This is a genomic window from Ensifer sp. GW101-20A05 (assembly GCF_059424735.1).
This window is the reverse complement of the sequence record NZ_JBWKZT010000002.1, coordinates 675,104-690,995: the sequence shown is the minus strand read 5'-3', so window position 1 is coordinate 690,995 and position 15,892 is coordinate 675,104. Positions and strand designations below refer to the sequence as shown.

The window sequence follows — 15,892 nt, the reverse complement described above, 5'->3', positions numbered from 1 at the left end:
CCCCGCGCAGGAGGCCCAGCAGGCTGCGCCTCCTGTCGGATGCTGCCCGAGAGATAAACGCCTGATCGCTGCAACCGTTCCGCCGCAGCCTCAATGCAGACCGAAGAGATTGAGCAGTTCTTCGCGGTGGCGGACAAATTCGGGCGCGCTGCGATCGCGGGGTCGCGGCAGATCGATCTCGATCAGCCTTGGTTCGCCACCCTTCTCGCGTGGCAGGATCAGGATACGGTCGGCGAGGTAGATCGCCTCCTCGAGATCATGGGTGACGAGAACGGTCGTCACATCCTCATCCCGCCAGATCCGTGCCAGTTCCTGCTGCATGCTGATCTTTGTCATGGCGTCGAGCGCGCCGAGCGGCTCGTCGAGCAGCAGGATTTCGGGCTGGACCGCCAGCGCACGAGCAATGCCGACGCGCTGCGCCATGCCGCCGGAGAGTTGCCGGGGATAGGCGCTTTCAAACTGCTGCAGGCCGACGAGCTGGACATAGCGTCGTGCCCGGTGCCTCGCCTCGCCGCGCGAGAGCCCCTGCGTCTCCAGCCCGAAGCCGACATTGTCGAGCACCGTCAGCCAAGGCAGCAACCTCGGCTCCTGGAAGATCACCGCGCGGTCGGTGCCGACGCCTTTCGTCAGCTTGCCGTCGATCAGCACCTCTCCGGCATCCGGATCCTCGAGCCCTGCCAGAACCCGCAGCAAGGTCGTCTTGCCGGAACCGCTGGCGCCGACGATCGCGAGCGTCTCACCTGAGCGGATGTTGAGGTTGATATCCCTGAGGACGGGCAATGGCGCGCCGTTCAGGCGGTAGGACTTGGAGAGATGGCGGATCGCCACCTCTCCACGACGAAGGTTCTGGGCAACGCTCATGGCCGGTCCTCAGTTGCTGGCCGATGCGCCGTCGACGGCGAAGAGCACGTCCTTTGGCGTCAGCTGGCCTTCCTTGAGCTTGCCTTCACGCACCAGAACGTCGATCCAGAACTGAAGGTCACGCTCGACGGGCAGGCCGCCCGCACGCACGCCGTAGCCACGGAAATACTGGGCGATGTCAGGATTTTCGCCACGCGCCTGCAATGCCTTTGCGAGGATTTCCTTGGTTTCCTCGGGATGCTCACGCGCGTAGTCCAGCGCACGGGCCGACTGCAGGACGAAGGTCTTGGCGGCTTCCGGATGTTCCTTGATGAAATCCCGGCGCAGCACGACGAAGCCTCCGGCAATCTCGCCGAGCACATCGGTGTCGTCGAAGATCGCACGCAGGCCACCCTTCTTGCGGGCTGCCCCTTCGAAGGTCGTCTGCCAGTAGCCGAAAGCGGAAATATCCACCTGGCCGGAGCGCAGAACCTGCTCCAGCTGCGGACCGGGGACGACAACCTGGTTGGCGGCGTCTGTCGGCAACCCGACCGAATGCAGGGCTTCGCGGATCGTATAGTCGAGATGGGCGCCCAGCGTGTTGACGGCAATGCTCTTGCCGGCGATGTCCTTGATGCTCTTGATGGGGCTGTCTTCGAGCACGTAGAAGATCGACTGCACCTCGTCATTGATGCCGTTCGAGGGATAGGCGGCGACGAAGTCGTTGCCGCTGATGATCGAATTCAGGACGGCGGACGTCGCGGCACCGCCGATCTCGACGTCGCCCGAGGCCAGCGCGATCAGCGAGGCCGGGCCGCCCGTGGCGTAGCCGACGCTCTCGATCGTGATGCCGGTGCCCTCGAAGTATCCGAGTTCCTGGGCAAGCTCGTGCGCCGACAGGCCACCCTGGCTCGCGAGATAGCGCAGCTTCACGTCATCGGCCGCGGCCGCCGGTGCGACAAGGCCGAGGGTGATTGCAGCAGACAGAAGAAGGTTGCGGGCATGGAAGGTCATATCGATATCCTTTCGAAGGAGAAATCTGGCAAAGAAACGATCAGGCGTTGGGTTGCGACCAGCGGCAGAGGTTGCGCTGGAGCAGAACGAGCAGCGCGTTGGCGGCGAGCCCGAGCAGGGCGAGCAACAGGATCGCCGCGAACATCAGCGGGATCTGGAAGTTGTATTGGGCGTTCATGACCTGGAAGCCGATGCCCTTGTTGGCGCCGATCATCTCGGCGGCGATCAACAGCAGAAGCGCCGTGGTGGCCGAGAGGCGCAGGCCTACGAAAATCGCCGGCACCGAGGCAGGCAGCACCACGCGGCGGAACACGGTGAGCGGTCCGGCACCGTAGGTTCGGGCCATCTCGATCAGCTTCTTGTCGACCTCTTTGACGCCGCCGATCGTCGAAAGCAGGACCGGAAACAGCGTCGCCCAGAAGATCACGAAAACCTTTGAGGTCTCGCCGAGGCCGAGCAGCAGGATGAAGACCGGATAGAGCGCCAGGGCCGAGGTCTGGCGAAAGAGCTGCAGGATCGGGTCGAGCGCCTGTTCGACAAGCCGTACCTGGCCCATGAACAGGCCGAGCGGGATGCCGACTACGACAGCGGCCGCAAAGGCGATGCCCGATCGCTGCAGGCTGATGGCGATATCGTCCAGTAGCGCGCCGCTGGCAAGACCGCCCCACAGCGTGGACAGGATCACATCGAGAGGCGGAAAGACCGCTGGATTGACCCAGCCAAGCGTGCTGGAAAGTTGCCAGAAGGCGAGAAACCCGAGTACGACACCATAGCGTGCGACGATCGAGCCAAGCAGGGCGCGCCAGCGGGAAACGATGGCCGGGACGGCTGTAGAGACCTGACCGTCAGCGCGGCCGAGACCAAAGCTCGCTGCAAGCGACGTGTTGACGTGTTCGTAGGACATGATCGCACCTCACTCTGCTGCCTGAACGGCCGATCGCACGTCGGCCCAGCGGTTGACGGGAATGGGCAGACCGAGATTTTCCCGGAGCGTCCGACCCTCATAGGCCGTGCGGAAAAGGCCGCGACGCTGCAGTTCCGGGACCACCAGCTCGACAAAGTCGTCAAGCGCCGTCGGAAACCAGGGCGGCAGGATGTTGAAGCCATCGGCCGCTTCGTTTTCGAACCACTCCTGCAGGGTGTCGGCGATCTGTTCTGCCGTTCCGACGATCGTGTAGTGGCCGCGCGCTGACGCAATCCATTGATAGAGCTGGCGAATGCTGAAGTTGTTTTCGTCGGCGATCTGGCGGATCAGCGCCTGCCGGCTCTTCATGCCCTCGGTTGGCGGTGCCGGCGGCAGCGGCCCATCGACATCGTAGCCATGGAGATCGAGCGTGCCGCCGGTCAGGCCATTGAGCAGGCCGATGCCATCCTCCTCGACGATGAGCGAGGTCAGGCGATCGTACTTTTCGCGCGCTTCGGCCTCCGTTCTGCCGACGAAGGGGGAGACCCCGGGCATGACCAGAATGTGGTCCGGGTTGCGGCCGAGACCGCGCGCACGTGCCTTGATGTCGCGATAAAATTCCTGCGCCGTCTCAATGTGCTGGTGCGCAGTGAAGATCACCTCAGCCGTCGCGGCCGCCAGCCCGCGACCGTCGTCGGACTGGCCCGCCTGGACGATGACAGGATGCCCTTGCGGAGAGCGCGAGATGTTGAGCGGGCCGCGCACCTTGAAATGTTCGCCGCGATGGTCGGTATCGTGCAGCTTCGCCGGGTCGTAGAAGATGCCCGTTTGCTTGTCGCGAATGAACGCATCGTCCTCGAAGCTGTCCCAGAGCTTCGTGACCACGTCGACATGCTCGGCCGCGCGCCGATAGCGTTCGGCATGCGGAAGCTGCGTCTCGCGGTTGAAGTTCTGCGCCGTCGCATCGCCCGTTGTCGTCACCACATTCCATCCGGCGCGGCCGCCGGAAATGAGATCGAGCGAAGCGAATTTGCGTGCCGTGGTGTAGGGCTCTTCATAGGTCGTCGACGAGGTCGCGATGAAGCCGAGATGGGTGGTGAGCGGCGCCAGCGCCGAAAACAGGGTCACCGGCTCGAAGCCCGCCACCCGGGCGTTTCCGCCCTCGCGCGCCCCGCCGAAGCCGATCGCCAGCCCATCTGCCAGGAAATAGGCGTCGAACAGACCGCGTTCCGCCGTCAGCGCCAGTTGCTTGTGAAATTCGAAACTGGTCGCCCCGTCGGCCGGCTGGTCGGGGTGGCGCCAGGCGGCGATATGCTGTCCGCCACCGGGAAGAAATGCTCCAAGCCTGATCCTGCGTGTCATCTCAATCCTCTCCTCTTCTCGCTGCAAATTCTTGGGCGTCAAGTCACGGATGAAGGGCTGTCTGCGACCAGACCCACGACCTTGGCTGCCAGAAAGACAGGCTACATTATCCATAATGTTTATAGAGAAAGAGTATTTCCCGTGCGCCCGAGGCAAGTGAAAAGATTTTCGACGCAGGCGCAGAAAGCGAGATCAATCGCCGTGTACCGGGGGACTGAGAGCTTGGGAGAGAAAGGCTGGTTGCGCCGTGACTTGTTGCGAGGCGAGCGCGGTGAGCCGAGCAATCCTGAGGACTCTCCACGGCTGTGGCCACAGCCTGGAACGCGCGATATCGCCGCAGCGCATACCGCTTCGGCCGAAATACCGTCGCTCCGCGAGACCCGGGCGGTGCCTGGACAATCAGCCAATCGCACCGGGGAAATTATTCTACTCTGAGTGGTTTTCGAGCCAAAGGGTTTCTTATCCTGAATCGGGCACTCGACTATTTTTTGGGCACTTGCGGCGGCCTTTGCCAAAAATGCGGCCACCGCCATCCAATGAGAGTAGAAGACGTGTCCCAAGCAACCATCAAATCTCCCCCGAAACCGATTTACGCCTCCTTCGGCTTTCAAGTCCTCGCGGCCATGGTGATCGGCCTGCTGCTCGGCCTCGTCGCCCGCAACATGGGCGTCGATGCCAGCGGCAACGCCAACTGGCTGACGGTAACCCTGCAGACGATCGGTTCGATCTTCGTCCAGCTTTTGCGCGCCCTCGTGCCGCCGCTCGTCTTCACCGCCATCGTCGCCTCGATCGCCAATCTGGCGACGCTGCAGAATGCCGCGAAACTCGTCTGGCAGACGCTGCTCTGGTTCGCGATCACATCGCTGATTGCCGTCGTCATCGGCATCGCCCTCGGACTGATCCTTCAGCCGGGCGTCGGCTCTGCCGTTTCGCAGGAAGCCGCCAAGGCGCCCTCCTACTCCGGCTCGTGGCTTGATTTCCTGAAGGGCCTGGTGCCCGCCAACGTGCTCGGCCTCGAAGCCAGCACCAAGGTCACCGACACGGGTGCTACCACCTCGCTCAATTTCAACGTCTTGCAGATCCTCGTCGTTTCGATCGCCGTCGGTGCCGCTGCGCTGAAGGTCGGTGATGCCGCCAAGCCGTTCCTCGCCTTCAACCAGTCGCTGCTCGCCATCGTCCGCAAGATCCTCTGGTGGGTCATCCGCCTGACTCCGATCGGCACGATCGGCCTGCTCGGCCGCGCCGTCGCCCAATATGGCTGGGAAACGCTGGCGCAACTCGGCTGGTATGCCGCGGCTGTCTATATCGGCCTTGCGATCGTGCTCTTCGTCGTCTACCCGGCGCTGCTCATCGGCCACGGCCTGAAGCCGTCGCGCTTCTTTGCCGGCGCCTGGCCGGCGATCCAGCTCGCCTTCGTCTCCCGTTCTTCCGTAGGCACCCTGCCCGTCACCGAAACGGTGACCGAAAAGAGCCTCGGCGTTCCCCGCGAATACGCCGCCTTCGCCGTACCGCTCGGCGCGACCACCAAAATGGACGGCTGCGCCGCGATCTACCCGGCCATCTCGGCGATCTTCATCGCGCAGTTCTTCGGGCTGCCACTCGGCATCCAGGAATATGTGCTGATCGTCTTCGTCTCTGTACTCGGCTCCGCCGCCACCGCCGGCCTCACCGGCGCGACCGTCATGCTGACGCTGACGCTCTCGACGCTCGGTCTGCCGCTCGAAGGCGTCGGCCTGCTGCTCGCCATCGACCCGATCCTCGACATGGGCCGCACGGCGGTCAACGTCGCCGGCCAGGCACTGGTGCCGACGATCGTCTCCAAGCGCGAGGGCATTCTCGACGAGACCGTCTACAACGGCGACAAGGTCGTCGATGACCTTGAGCCGCTCGTGGCTGCGGCACGCGCGGCCTAGCGCTCCAAAAATTGACCATGCGGGCTACGACGGCCCGCATGTGCCCGCTCGGCAAGGTGCGCAACTACCATCAACTCAAACGTACCCGACCTGCGAGACACCTATTTGCAGCGGGCCGCAAAATCCCCCTTTCGCCGATCAAGCAGAGCTTGCACAAGCGAGCCGAGCAGTGTCTCTTCTATCGAGACTTATTGAGTGCTTGGCCGGATCGCGTACGCTGGCGGGCCCTGCGCTTTGCTCAGGCATCGCCGCCGGCGTGCTGCGTCCTCTGGCTATGAAGAGGACCGGCGATGTCTCTCACCGAGTTTCATCTCATCACCCAATGGACCATCGATGCTCCGGTCGAAGACGTGTGGCGGGAGCTGAGCACCCCGGAGGCCTGGCCGGAATGGTGGCCATCGGTCAAGCGGGTTTCCCTGCTGCGCGAGGGAGACGAACACGGCGTGGGCGCGGTTCGCCGGCTGGAATGGGTGACGGCCCTGCCCTATGAACTGATCTTCAACGTGGAGACGGTGCGGGTCGAGCCGCTGTCGCTCATCGAAGGCAGGGCCTCAGGGGAGCTTGACGGCATCGGCCGATGGACGCTTGAGCGCGAAGGCCCCCGCTGCCGGGTGCGCTACGACTGGATCGTCCAGGTCACCAAGCCCTGGATGATCACGCTCTCATTCATCCTGAAGCCCATCTTCCGTTGGAACCATGGGGTGGTCATGGAGCGTGGCCGGCGCGGTCTCGTGCGTCGCCTCGCCCGCGTCTAAACGCTATTTTGAGCACACCTTTTCCCAAAGACAGGAAGAGCACAGCCCGCCCGGGCGACGCCAAGGTCGGGGCGGAGGCACCTGGCTAAACGGCAATGGTCTGGCTTGAAGTCGCCCGGGGGGATCGCCCGCTCTTCCGAAGCGATCGTTCGCATCGAAACCACCGAAGTGCTGTCCGCCCAAAAAGATTTGAGGCACAATTGCGCGCCCGCCGGAGCGGGAGAACCTCACTGCTGGGGTCGCTGAAATGTCAGCGACGGCGATCAATATGAATCGCTGGATGTGTCCGAAACTGGAGCAGGACGCGAGTCCGTTTGCCGAATGAGTGAATTTCTCCTTAACATATCAGGCACGGGCCCTGTCGCCACTAGCTTGGAGATCTGGGTAAGTATGGCCTTGATCGGGGCGCTCGGATTTGTTCTCGGCTTCGCCATGAATCGTGGATCGATCTGCACCGTCATCGCCACGAAGGAGTTGGTATCGGACAAGAGGCCGGCACGTTTCATCGCTCTGGTCGAATGCGCCGTCTGGGCGGCCCTCGTCTACGCAATCCTCGAAACGGCACCGATGATGCAGGAGGGCTGGTCGCCACTCGGCTACCTCGTTCCCGCAGCCATTTTGCTTGGGATCGGCAGCTATGTGAACGGCGCTTGTGTGTTCGGGTCCGTTGGGCATATCGGAAATGGCGAAATCGGATTCGCATTCACGTTTCTCGGGATCTATGCGGTCCTCTACATTGAATCCTTGTTTGATCTGCTTTCGGATCAGCCGCCGATAAGTGCTCCCCCGCCGCTGGAGGCGGCGCTTCTCGCGCTTGCATTGTTGGCGATCATGGCTCTGAGGCTCGGCGTTTCACGCAGATCCGAGTCAAACTTCCGGCGGCTGACGATAGCGATGGGAGCGATCGGCATCACCTCTACGGTCCTGACGCTTCTTGCGCCCGGGTTCTCAATCACCGCATCGGTCGGAGCGATCGCTTCGATACCTGTCGCGGGAGCCGTGATTTCGGTCTGCATGTTCGGCGGCAGCCTCGTTTCCGCAAGACTTCGGAAGCATGGATTCATGCTGAAGCGGCCGACAGTGAAGACCATAGTCAAGAGAACGCTTGCGGGCATCCTTATGGGACTGGGTGCACTACTCATTCCCGGTGGGAACGACACGCTGCTGCTGATTGGTCTGCCCGCAGGGGCCTGGCAGGCGGCGCTCGCCTACGTGCTGTTCGTTGCGACGCTTGCCGCGCTCATTGTCAAAATCGGTTCGGTGGCAAAACCTTGGTCATGACGCTGCTACACCGACAAGATGCTTGTCCGCCTCTAGAGCATCCCGCCTTCAAGTGGAAGCACAGAACGCGGATAAGATCCTCTAGAATCAAAGTGCTAGTGCGTCCATGTTGATCGCGTCCGCGACACCGCGGTGCGGTCCACACGTCTATCCGAACAAAAAAAGGCCCCGCTCGATGGCGGGGCAGGCGCGCATCCCCAGCTTAAAGGATGCGAGGGAACTTGGGATTCGAAGCAGGCAACGTCCGGACCGGTGGCTCTGAGGCGAGCCGCTCCCGGCTCTATGGCGCCGACATCTCCTGTTGAACGAGAGCCGTTCGATTGCCGCGGTGGAGATCCGCGGCGAAAGTGCAGGCCGCCGTATGCCCCGGCGAAAGCACCCGGGATGGCGGCAGCGCCTTAGCGCAATCGTCGACGGCAAGAGGGCAACGGGTTCGGAACCGGCAGCCCGACGGCGGGTTTGTCGGACTGGGAACTTCGCCGATCATCAACGGTCCCCTGCGGTGCTTCTCGATCCGCGGATCCACCTCGGGCGCCGATGCCAGCAGCATCTGCGAATAGGGGTGGCTCGGACGGTCATAAAGCTCCTTTGACGAGCCATGCTCGACGATCCTGCCGAGATACATGACGTAGACACGCGACGCCGCCTGCCGCACCAGCGCAAGATCATGGGCAATGAACAGGCATGCCACGCCCAGATCCTTCTGCAGCCGCAGGAAGAGGTTCATCACCTGTGCACGGATCGAGAGATCGAGCGCGCTCACCGGTTCATCGCAGATCAACACGCGCGGGTTCACGGCAAGCGATCTGGCAATCGCCACGCGCTGGCGCTGACCGCCCGAGAGCTCGCGCGTGTGACGGTCCCTGACCGCGGATGCGAGGCCCACCTGATCCAGGAGCTCCTTGGTGCGGCGATCCCGCTCCTCCGGCGATCGGGTGCCGGCGATCACCAGCGCTTCGTCGATCGCCTCGCCCACGGTCTGTCGATCGTTCAGAGACGAATAGGGATCCTGGAAGACGTATTGCAGCGCCCGGCGGCTGTCGCGCAGGGCGGCCCCGGAGAGAGCGCTGAGATCGACGCCGTCGAGAAGCACGCGGCCGCTGCTTGCCTTCTCGAGCCCGACGATGGTGCGCCCGAGGGTCGACTTGCCGCAGCCGGATTCGCCGACCAACCCGACGATCTCGCCCGGATAGAGTTCGATCGAGACATCGTCGACGGCATGGACAAATTTGCCCCGCTGAACGCTCTTGAAGCGCGTCTGCAGGTTTTCAACTTTAAGAACAGGTGCTTGTGTCATGCGGCAGCCTTTCCTTGATTGACGACAGGGCAAGCCACGAGAACCGCGCTGTCGTCCGACCGGACCAACGGAGGGCGGCTGTTGCTGCATGCAGGGACGGCGAGTTCGCAGCGCGGCGCAAGAGCGCAGCCTTTGATCGGTGCACCGAGCGTCGGCGGAATGCCGGGAAGCCCCCGGAACTCCGAACCGATTGGGTCCTCTCGCCGCGGTATCGCGTTGATCAGGCCCTGCGTGTAGGGGTGACGCGGACTCACCAGCACCTTGTCCACCGGACCGCATTCGGCAGCGCGCGCCGCATACATGACGACGATGTTGTCGGCTGCACCCGCGACCACGCCCATGTCGTGGGTAATCAGCACCATCGCCATGTTCAGCCGACGCTGCACGTCCTTGAGCAGCCGCAGGATCTGCGCCTGAACCGTCACGTCGAGTGCGGTCGTCGGCTCGTCGGCAATCAGGAGCTTCGGCTCGCCGGCAAGCGCAATGGCAATGACGATGCGTTGCCGCAAGCCGCCGGAGAGCTCGTGCGGATACTGCCGAAGCCGTGCCACCGGGTCGGAGATGCCGACGAGTTTTACAAGTTCCAACGCACGCGCTTCCGCGGCCCTCGGCGTCACGTCGAGATGCAGTTCGGCCATCTCGGCGATCTGCCGCCCGATCCGGCGTACCGGATTGAGCGCGCTCATCGGGTCCTGAAAGATGAAACCGACGGACTTGCCGCGCAGTTTCTGGATCTCAGCCTCGGGCAGGCCGATCAGCTCGCGACCCTCGAGCTTGACGGAGCCGGAGAGCATCGTCGTCACGCCTGTTGGCATCAGCCCGAGCGGCGCGAAATTCATCACCGTCTTGCCGCTACCGCTTTCGCCGACGATGGCAAGACATTCGCCTTGCCGGACCGAATAGCTGACGCCGTCGACCGGGCGTACTGCCGATTTCGCGGTCAGCAGGTTGACCGTCAGGTTCCTGACCTCAAGGAGCGGTTCGTCATGCATCGGAATTCTCCTTGCCCCAGCTTGCGACCTCGGCCCGACGGATTGCGAGCATGCGCCGTGTCAGCGGTTTCGGAATGCGGTTGAGCGCGATGGATTCCCCGAGCGTGTTGAAGCCGATGACGGCGGCTGTGAGGGCGAGGCCCGGCAGCAGCACCTGGCGCGGGTCGGATTCGAGATAGGGCAGCGCATCCACGAGCATCTGCCCCCATTCCGGCGTCGGCGGCTGGATGCCGAGGCCGAGGAAGCTCAGCGTCGCGACCGCGAGCGCAGCCGTGCCGGCGTCTGCCGTCGCATAGACCATCACCGCACCGATCGTCCCTGGCAGAAGGTGACCGAAGTAGATGCGCCAGGGGCTGGCGCCCAGCACCCGCAAGGCCTCGATATGCGGCTTGCTCATGATGCTGACGGCGACGGCCCGGCTGATGCGGCCGCTCATGGGCCACCAGGCAAGCGCCAGTGCCAGCACCATGGTCCAGTATCCGGGGCCGACGATGCCGATGACGGCGAGCGAGATGATCAGGCTCGGAATGGAGAGACCGACATCGACGACGCGCATCAAGAGGTCATCGACCCAGCCGCGATGATAGCCGGCGATCGTTCCGAGCAGGATGCCGATGGTCATGGCGACGCCGAGAACCGAGCCCACGCTGACGAGCGAAGTGTTTGCGGCGATGATCAACCGGCTGAAGGTATCGCGTCCGAGGTGGTCGGTTCCGAGCCAGTGAGCGGCGGACGGACCAAGTCCGGCATCGAGCAGGCTCTGGGTGCTCGGATCCTGGGGTGCAAGCCAGGGCGCGAAGGTGCCGAGAGCAACGAATAGGCCGATGGTGATCAGTGCCGCGCGCGGCATCTTGTTCAATCGGGCAAAAATGGGATTGAGCATGTTCATGGTCAGCTCCATTGGCGACGAATGCGCGGATCGGTCAGCAGGACGGCCAGATCGACGATCAGGTTCACCACGATGAAGAAAGTGAGGAAGATGAGCAGGCACGCCTGCACCACCATGAAATCGCGGAAGCGCACGCCGGCGAGGAAATAATCTCCCAGGCCCTGCCAGGCGAACAGCGGTTCGACGATGATGGCGGTCGCGGTCATCAAACCGACCTGGGTGCCGAGCGCGTTGATGAAGAGGGGTGTGATGTTGGGCAACGCCTCACGGAACAAGATGGCGGTGCGGCCGAGGCCCTTGCTTTTCGCGGTCAGAACGAAGGGACTCGTCATCGCCTCTTCCAGACCCACCCGCACGACACGACTGAGAACGGCAGCCGGCAGAACGGCGACGGTGAGCCATGGCAGGATCCAGCTTTTCGGACCATTGAAACCGAACGATGGCAGGAGCTGGAAGGTGACGGAGAAGGCGTAGATCATCAGCGCGCCGACGAAGAACGTCGGGGTCGATGCGCCGAGGAGCGCCAGACCGCGCGAAACGCGATCCGGCAATTTGTAGGGCCAGAAGGCACCGAGGAACCCCAAGGCCAGGCTGATGAGGGTGGCGATCACGGCCGAGCCCGCAATCAGCGTTCCCGTCACGAACATACGGTTCGCGAGGTCCGCGCTGACGTTCGTTCCCGTTCTGTAGGAGATGCCGAAATCTCCGCGAACCGCATCGCCCAGCCAATCCACGTAGCGCATCAGCAATGGCTTATGCAGTCCTATCTCTTCGGCAACCTGTTCGACGTAACCCGGTGTTGCGACCGCCCCGCGAAGCTCGGCAATCAAGACTGCAACATTACCGGGTGCCGAAACCACGAGGGTGAAGCAAACAAGGGACGCCATGAACAAAAGGACCAGGGAATGCTTCAGCCGCTTGCTGATGAAGTGGATCAAGGTACCCTCCTCTTACTCGGCCAGCAGAACGTTTTCGTAGGGCATGTCGTATTCGGTGACCGGGCTCGAAAAGCCGTGGACCCGCTTGGAATGCGCCCAGATGCTCGGCACGTAGACCAGCGGCGCAATCGCGTCGTTGTCCCTGAGCCAGTCGTAGACCTTCTGGATAGTCGGCTGAATCTGGTCCCCCGTTGCCGCCATCGCCGCGTTGATCAATGGATCCAGATTAACCGGATCGGTGACCAGCTTGCCCTCGACGTCATTGTGGAAGGTCGACAGGCACAGCCCCACGATCGAGCCGAATGGATCGTATGGCGCGCCGTAGGTCAGGAAGAAGCCGAGGTCATACTTCTGCTCCAGCATGTCGGTGTGCTTGGAGGCATGGTCGACCGAACGGATCACCAGGTCGATGCCGATCTCCTTCATCTCGGACTGGATGACTTCGGCAATGACGCGCGATCCCGGCACGGCGTCCGGGCTGACGACCAGTTCGAGCGTCAGCGGCTTGCCGTCCTTGGACCTTATGGGGCTTCCCGTCCAGCCGGCCTTTTCGAGCAGGGCCGAGGCGGCCGCCGCATCGCGAACCGGTGCATCACTCTGCGTTCCAGCATAGGGCAAAGCGCTGGAGAACATGTTGCCGGCGGGCTTGGCGTAGCCGTGGTAGAGCACCTTGGAGATCGCCGCGCGATCGATGCCGATGCTGACGGCCCTTCGCACCGCCGGATCCTTGAGCGCCTCGGCGCGGTCCGGATTATAGGCCATCACCAGCGTGACATTGCCCGGATCGACGACGACATTGAAGCCGGCCGCCTCGAGCTGCTTGCCTTCTTCCGGGGTGAGCGGCGCGATCCAGAAGCCGCCGATCAGGTCAAGCTCGCCGGCACGCAGCGCTGCAACCCGCGACCGTGCATCGGGGACGACCTTGGCTTCAAGGCGTTCATAGGATGGCAACTCGCCCCAGTAACCTTCGTGATGCTCGAAGACGCTCTGCGTATCGTCGGCGCTGATCTGACGCCACGGCCCGGTGCCCACAGGCTCCTTGAACTTGCCATCAGCGCCAACCGATTTGGGCGAAAGAAAGCGCGTCGGCCGGGTGTAGGAAAGCTCCTGCATCAGCGCGAGAACCGGCTCCTTGAAATGCAGGGTGACGTGGTAGTCGTCGACCACCTCAAGCGACTGGAAGTGTTTTGAGCAATTCATCCAGCTGAACTGGTCGAGCCCCATCCAGCGCTCGAGATTCCATTTGCACGAGGCAGCATCGAACTTGGTGCCGTCCTGAAACGTGACGCCCTGGCGCAACGTCAGATACAGCGTTTTTCCACCGTCCTCGATCTTCCAGTCGGTCGCCAGGCACGGTTCGATCTGGCCGCCCTTGCCGTATTTCACGAGCGGTTCGAACATCAGATCCTGGATCGCCCAGATCGCATAGTGGCTCTGCGGATCGAGATTGCCGGCAGGCTTGGCGATGGCGACCCGGAGCGTGCCGGCTGCACCCTGCGCATAGGCGATCTTCGACAAGGCACCCTGTGCGATGGCCAAGCCGATAGCGCCGGCCGCCCCTTGCAGGAACGTACGTCTCTTCACTGACATGAATTTTCTCCTCCGTTTTGGCGCTCCCTGCGCCCGCCTAGACATCCGGCCTCCACGCCGTTTTGTATAGACAAAATAACTGTCTCATGTATGCAATCTTGCGTCAATATCGTATTTTAGATTGTAGGCATTTTGAACTTTGAGTGAAAAGACACCGGGTCTGGCGCATCAAAATCGGCGAGAAACCTCCCGCATCCCGGCTCATTTGATGAAAAAGTGGATGCAGTGGCGGGACTTTATCAGCCAGATCGGCGTTCTTCGGCTTCAATCTCCGAGGATTGCCGAATTCAAATTGTATGCAATATGAAGAAAGTCACGTCACTTGTCGTTACGTTCGCGCGAGTTGAATAGCGCCAAGGCGATACCCGCGCTTCCAAGGCGTTACGCGCGCCTGAGGGCAGCGCTATCTCCGCAAGCATCCCTTGATATATCCCCTCCAGGGGGATAGGTTACGAGCATGAGCGAACACAGACACGATACCCATCCCGAGATCGTCAAGCGGCTAAAGCGCGCCGAAGGGCACCTGAAGAGCGTCATTGCCATGATCGAGGGCGGCCGCCCCTGCCTCGACATCGCCCAGCAACTCCACGCGGTGGAGAAGGCGATCAGCCAGGCGAAGCGAACCCTGATCCAGGACCATCTGGATCATTGCCTCGAAGACACGATCGGTGCGCTTCCGCGTGACCAGCGCCACTCCATCGACGAGTTCAAGGCGATCACAAAATATCTCTGAGCGGCCGAACCCGCCGTCACATCAACCGCCACCGAGCGAGCCCAAACCTCATGCTGCAGATCCTCGCAAACCGGACGTACCGCCATCTGTTTCTGGCGCAGATGATCGCGCTGGTCGGAACCGGTCTTGCGACCGTTGCGCTCGGGCTTCTCGCCTATGACCTGGCCGGCGCCGAAGCGGGCGCCGTCCTGGGCACGGCACTCGCGATCAAGATGATTGCCTATGTCGGCGTGGCGCCGATCGCCGCCGCCTTTGCGGAGCGGCTTCCGCGTCGCGCGATGCTCGTCTGCCTCGATCTGGTGCGCGCCGCCGTTGCGCTCTTCCTGCCGTTCGTGACAGAAATCTGGCAGGTTTATGTGCTGATCTTCGTGCTGCAGTCGGCGTCGGCCGCCTTTACCCCCACGTTCCAGGCAACCATTCCGGATGTGCTGCCGGATGAAAGGGAATACACACGCGCCCTGTCGCTCTCGCGGCTTGCCTATGACCTCGAGAGCGTCGCAAGCCCGATGCTGGCCGCAGCGCTGCTCACCGTCGTCAATTTCCACAACCTGTTTGCCGGCACGGTTGTTGGCTTCCTCGCCTCCGCCGCACTCGTCGTCTCAGTCGCGCTTCCAAGCCCGAAGGCGACGGAACGGCGCGGCATCTACGACCGGACGACGCGGGGCTTGCGCATCTACCTGGCAACGCCGCGGCTCAGGGGACTGCTCGCGCTCAACCTCGCGGTTTCGGCTGCCGGATCGATGGTCATCGTCAACACCGTGGTGTTGGTCCAGGCCAAATTCGGGCTCACCCAGACCGACACAGCCATCGCACTCGCCGCCTTTGGCGGCGGCTCGATGATCGCCGCGCTGCTGTTGCCCCGCCTGCTCGACAGGACACCCGATCGCGTCGCCATGTTTTCGGGTGCAGCGGTCCTCACCACCGGCCTGTTCATCGGCGCTCTTGTCCCAAGTTTCGTTTCGCTGCTGCCGCTGTGGCTCGCCATCGGTCTCGGCTATTCGCTGGCACAGACACCATCCGGCCGGCTGCTGCGCCGCTCGGCGCAGCCGGAAGACAGGCCCGCGCTCTTTGCCGCGCAGTTCGCCCTTTCGCATGCCTGCTGGCTGATCACCTATCCGCTTGCCGGCTGGCTCGGCGCGACGGCCGGGCTGACGCCGACCTTCGCAGCGCTTGGCCTCATCGCTGTAGGCGCCATCGTCGCGGCGGCCCGGCTCTGGCCGGCGCAAGATCCGGACGAAATCGAGCACGTCCATCACGAGCTTGCCGACGGTCACCCTCATCTCGCAGGTGCCACGCGCGTCGGCGGCGGTCACCGACACACCCATGTGTTTGTGATCGACAGCCATCACCCAGACTGGCCGGCCGAGCGATAGGCAAACGGTCG

At 62.8% G+C, this 15,892-nt stretch carries 14 protein-coding genes; 5 read left to right on the top strand and 9 right to left on the bottom strand.

Annotation, left to right across the window (positions count from 1 at the left end; translation table 11 throughout):
* Window positions 1-90 precede the first annotated feature (90 nt).
* Genes AC070A_RS08280 through AC070A_RS08265 form a run of 4 tightly spaced genes read right to left on the bottom strand, consistent with a single transcriptional unit; the run spans window position 91 to window position 4,120 of the window.
* Window positions 91-861, bottom strand: coding sequence for an ABC transporter ATP-binding protein (locus AC070A_RS08280; RefSeq protein ID WP_057255373.1), 771 nt, complete (start codon window positions 859-861; stop codon window positions 91-93).
* A 9-nt stretch (window positions 862-870) separates the two neighbouring features.
* Entirely contained in the window at window positions 871-1,854 is a 984-nt protein-coding gene (locus AC070A_RS08275; protein WP_057255372.1) for an ABC transporter substrate-binding protein, read from the bottom strand.
* 40 nt (window positions 1,855-1,894) lie between these two features.
* Entirely contained in the window at window positions 1,895-2,758 is an 864-nt protein-coding gene (locus AC070A_RS08270) for an ABC transporter permease (RefSeq protein WP_192495515.1), read from the bottom strand.
* Between the two features lie 9 nt (window positions 2,759-2,767).
* On the bottom strand, window positions 2,768-4,120 hold the full coding sequence (locus tag AC070A_RS08265; RefSeq protein WP_492383812.1) for an LLM class flavin-dependent oxidoreductase: 1,353 nt from the start codon (window positions 4,118-4,120) through the stop codon (window positions 2,768-2,770).
* Window positions 4,121-4,671: 551 nt separating this feature from the next.
* On the opposite strand from AC070A_RS08265, the gene AC070A_RS08260 reads away from it, so the two are divergent.
* From AC070A_RS08260 to AC070A_RS08250, 3 genes are all read left to right on the top strand, one after another.
* Window positions 4,672-6,033, top strand: a complete 1,362-nt coding sequence (locus AC070A_RS08260; RefSeq protein ID WP_058329984.1) for a dicarboxylate/amino acid:cation symporter — start codon at window positions 4,672-4,674, stop codon at window positions 6,031-6,033.
* 290 nt (window positions 6,034-6,323) lie between these two features.
* Window positions 6,324-6,788 carry an SRPBCC family protein gene (locus tag AC070A_RS08255; protein ID WP_057255368.1) on the top strand — a complete coding sequence of 155 codons (465 nt, stop codon included), beginning with the start codon at window positions 6,324-6,326 and terminating at the stop codon, window positions 6,786-6,788.
* Between the two features lie 321 nt (window positions 6,789-7,109).
* Complete coding sequence (locus tag AC070A_RS08250; protein ID WP_057255367.1) at window positions 7,110-8,069, top strand: YeeE/YedE thiosulfate transporter family protein; 960 nt, start codon at window positions 7,110-7,112, stop codon at window positions 8,067-8,069.
* Window positions 8,070-8,349: 280 nt separating this feature from the next.
* Here the strand turns inward: AC070A_RS08250 and AC070A_RS08245 are convergent, their stop codons facing one another.
* Genes AC070A_RS08245 through AC070A_RS08225 form a run of 5 tightly spaced genes read right to left on the bottom strand, consistent with a single transcriptional unit; the run spans window position 8,350 to window position 13,775 of the window.
* A complete protein-coding gene (locus tag AC070A_RS08245) occupies window positions 8,350-9,366 on the bottom strand; it encodes an ABC transporter ATP-binding protein (protein WP_058329987.1) in 1,017 nt (338 codons plus the stop codon).
* The gene (locus tag AC070A_RS08240) at window positions 9,363-10,358 is read right to left on the bottom strand and encodes an ABC transporter ATP-binding protein (protein ID WP_057255365.1); all 996 of its coding nucleotides are present in this window, start codon (window positions 10,356-10,358) and stop codon (window positions 9,363-9,365) included. Before AC070A_RS08240 ends, AC070A_RS08245 begins: the two co-directional genes overlap by 4 nt.
* Window positions 10,351-11,259: an ABC transporter permease gene (locus AC070A_RS08235; protein ID WP_057255364.1), complete on the bottom strand. Its 909-nt coding sequence runs from the start codon at window positions 11,257-11,259 to the stop codon at window positions 10,351-10,353. Before AC070A_RS08235 ends, AC070A_RS08240 begins: the two co-directional genes overlap by 8 nt.
* The gene (locus AC070A_RS08230) at window positions 11,250-12,185 is read right to left on the bottom strand and encodes an ABC transporter permease (RefSeq protein ID WP_057255363.1); all 936 of its coding nucleotides are present in this window, start codon (window positions 12,183-12,185) and stop codon (window positions 11,250-11,252) included. The genes AC070A_RS08235 and AC070A_RS08230 overlap by 10 nt, the downstream gene beginning before the upstream one ends.
* A gap of 12 nt (window positions 12,186-12,197) precedes the next feature.
* Complete coding sequence (locus AC070A_RS08225) at window positions 12,198-13,775, bottom strand: nickel ABC transporter substrate-binding protein (RefSeq protein WP_112996440.1); 1,578 nt, start codon at window positions 13,773-13,775, stop codon at window positions 12,198-12,200.
* Between the two features lie 457 nt (window positions 13,776-14,232).
* Between AC070A_RS08225 and AC070A_RS08220 the strand changes: the two genes are divergently transcribed.
* Both AC070A_RS08220 and AC070A_RS08215 read left to right on the top strand, forming a co-directional pair.
* Window positions 14,233-14,508, top strand: coding sequence for a metal-sensing transcriptional repressor (locus AC070A_RS08220; protein WP_113736468.1), 276 nt, complete (start codon window positions 14,233-14,235; stop codon window positions 14,506-14,508).
* A gap of 50 nt (window positions 14,509-14,558) precedes the next feature.
* Window positions 14,559-15,881, top strand: a complete 1,323-nt coding sequence (locus AC070A_RS08215; protein ID WP_492383809.1) for an MFS transporter — start codon at window positions 14,559-14,561, stop codon at window positions 15,879-15,881.
* Window positions 15,882-15,892 lie beyond the last annotated feature (11 nt).

Bases quoted from the DNA above. Each gene is read 5' to 3' on its own strand.
- AC070A_RS08275 (WP_057255372.1), bottom strand. From the start codon at position 1,854: ATGACCTTCCATGCCCGCAACCTTCTTCTGTCTGCTGCAATCACCCTC.
- AC070A_RS08225 (WP_112996440.1), bottom strand. From the start codon at position 13,775: ATGTCAGTGAAGAGACGTACGTTCCTGCAAGGGGCGGCCGGCGCTATC.
- AC070A_RS08265 (WP_492383812.1), bottom strand. From the start codon at position 4,120: ATGACACGCAGGATCAGGCTTGGAGCATTTCTTCCCGGTGGCGGACAG.
- AC070A_RS08220 (WP_113736468.1), top strand. From the start codon at position 14,233: ATGAGCGAACACAGACACGATACCCATCCCGAGATCGTCAAGCGGCTA.
- AC070A_RS08280 (WP_057255373.1), bottom strand. From the start codon at position 861: ATGAGCGTTGCCCAGAACCTTCGTCGTGGAGAGGTGGCGATCCGCCAT.
- AC070A_RS08255 (WP_057255368.1), top strand. From the start codon at position 6,324: ATGTCTCTCACCGAGTTTCATCTCATCACCCAATGGACCATCGATGCT.
- AC070A_RS08215 (WP_492383809.1), top strand. From the start codon at position 14,559: ATGCTGCAGATCCTCGCAAACCGGACGTACCGCCATCTGTTTCTGGCG.
- AC070A_RS08245 (WP_058329987.1), bottom strand. From the start codon at position 9,366: ATGACACAAGCACCTGTTCTTAAAGTTGAAAACCTGCAGACGCGCTTC.
- AC070A_RS08240 (WP_057255365.1), bottom strand. From the start codon at position 10,358: ATGCATGACGAACCGCTCCTTGAGGTCAGGAACCTGACGGTCAACCTG.
- AC070A_RS08235 (WP_057255364.1), bottom strand. From the start codon at position 11,259: ATGGAGCTGACCATGAACATGCTCAATCCCATTTTTGCCCGATTGAAC.
- AC070A_RS08270 (WP_192495515.1), bottom strand. From the start codon at position 2,758: ATGTCCTACGAACACGTCAACACGTCGCTTGCAGCGAGCTTTGGTCTC.
- AC070A_RS08250 (WP_057255367.1), top strand. From the start codon at position 7,110: ATGAGTGAATTTCTCCTTAACATATCAGGCACGGGCCCTGTCGCCACT.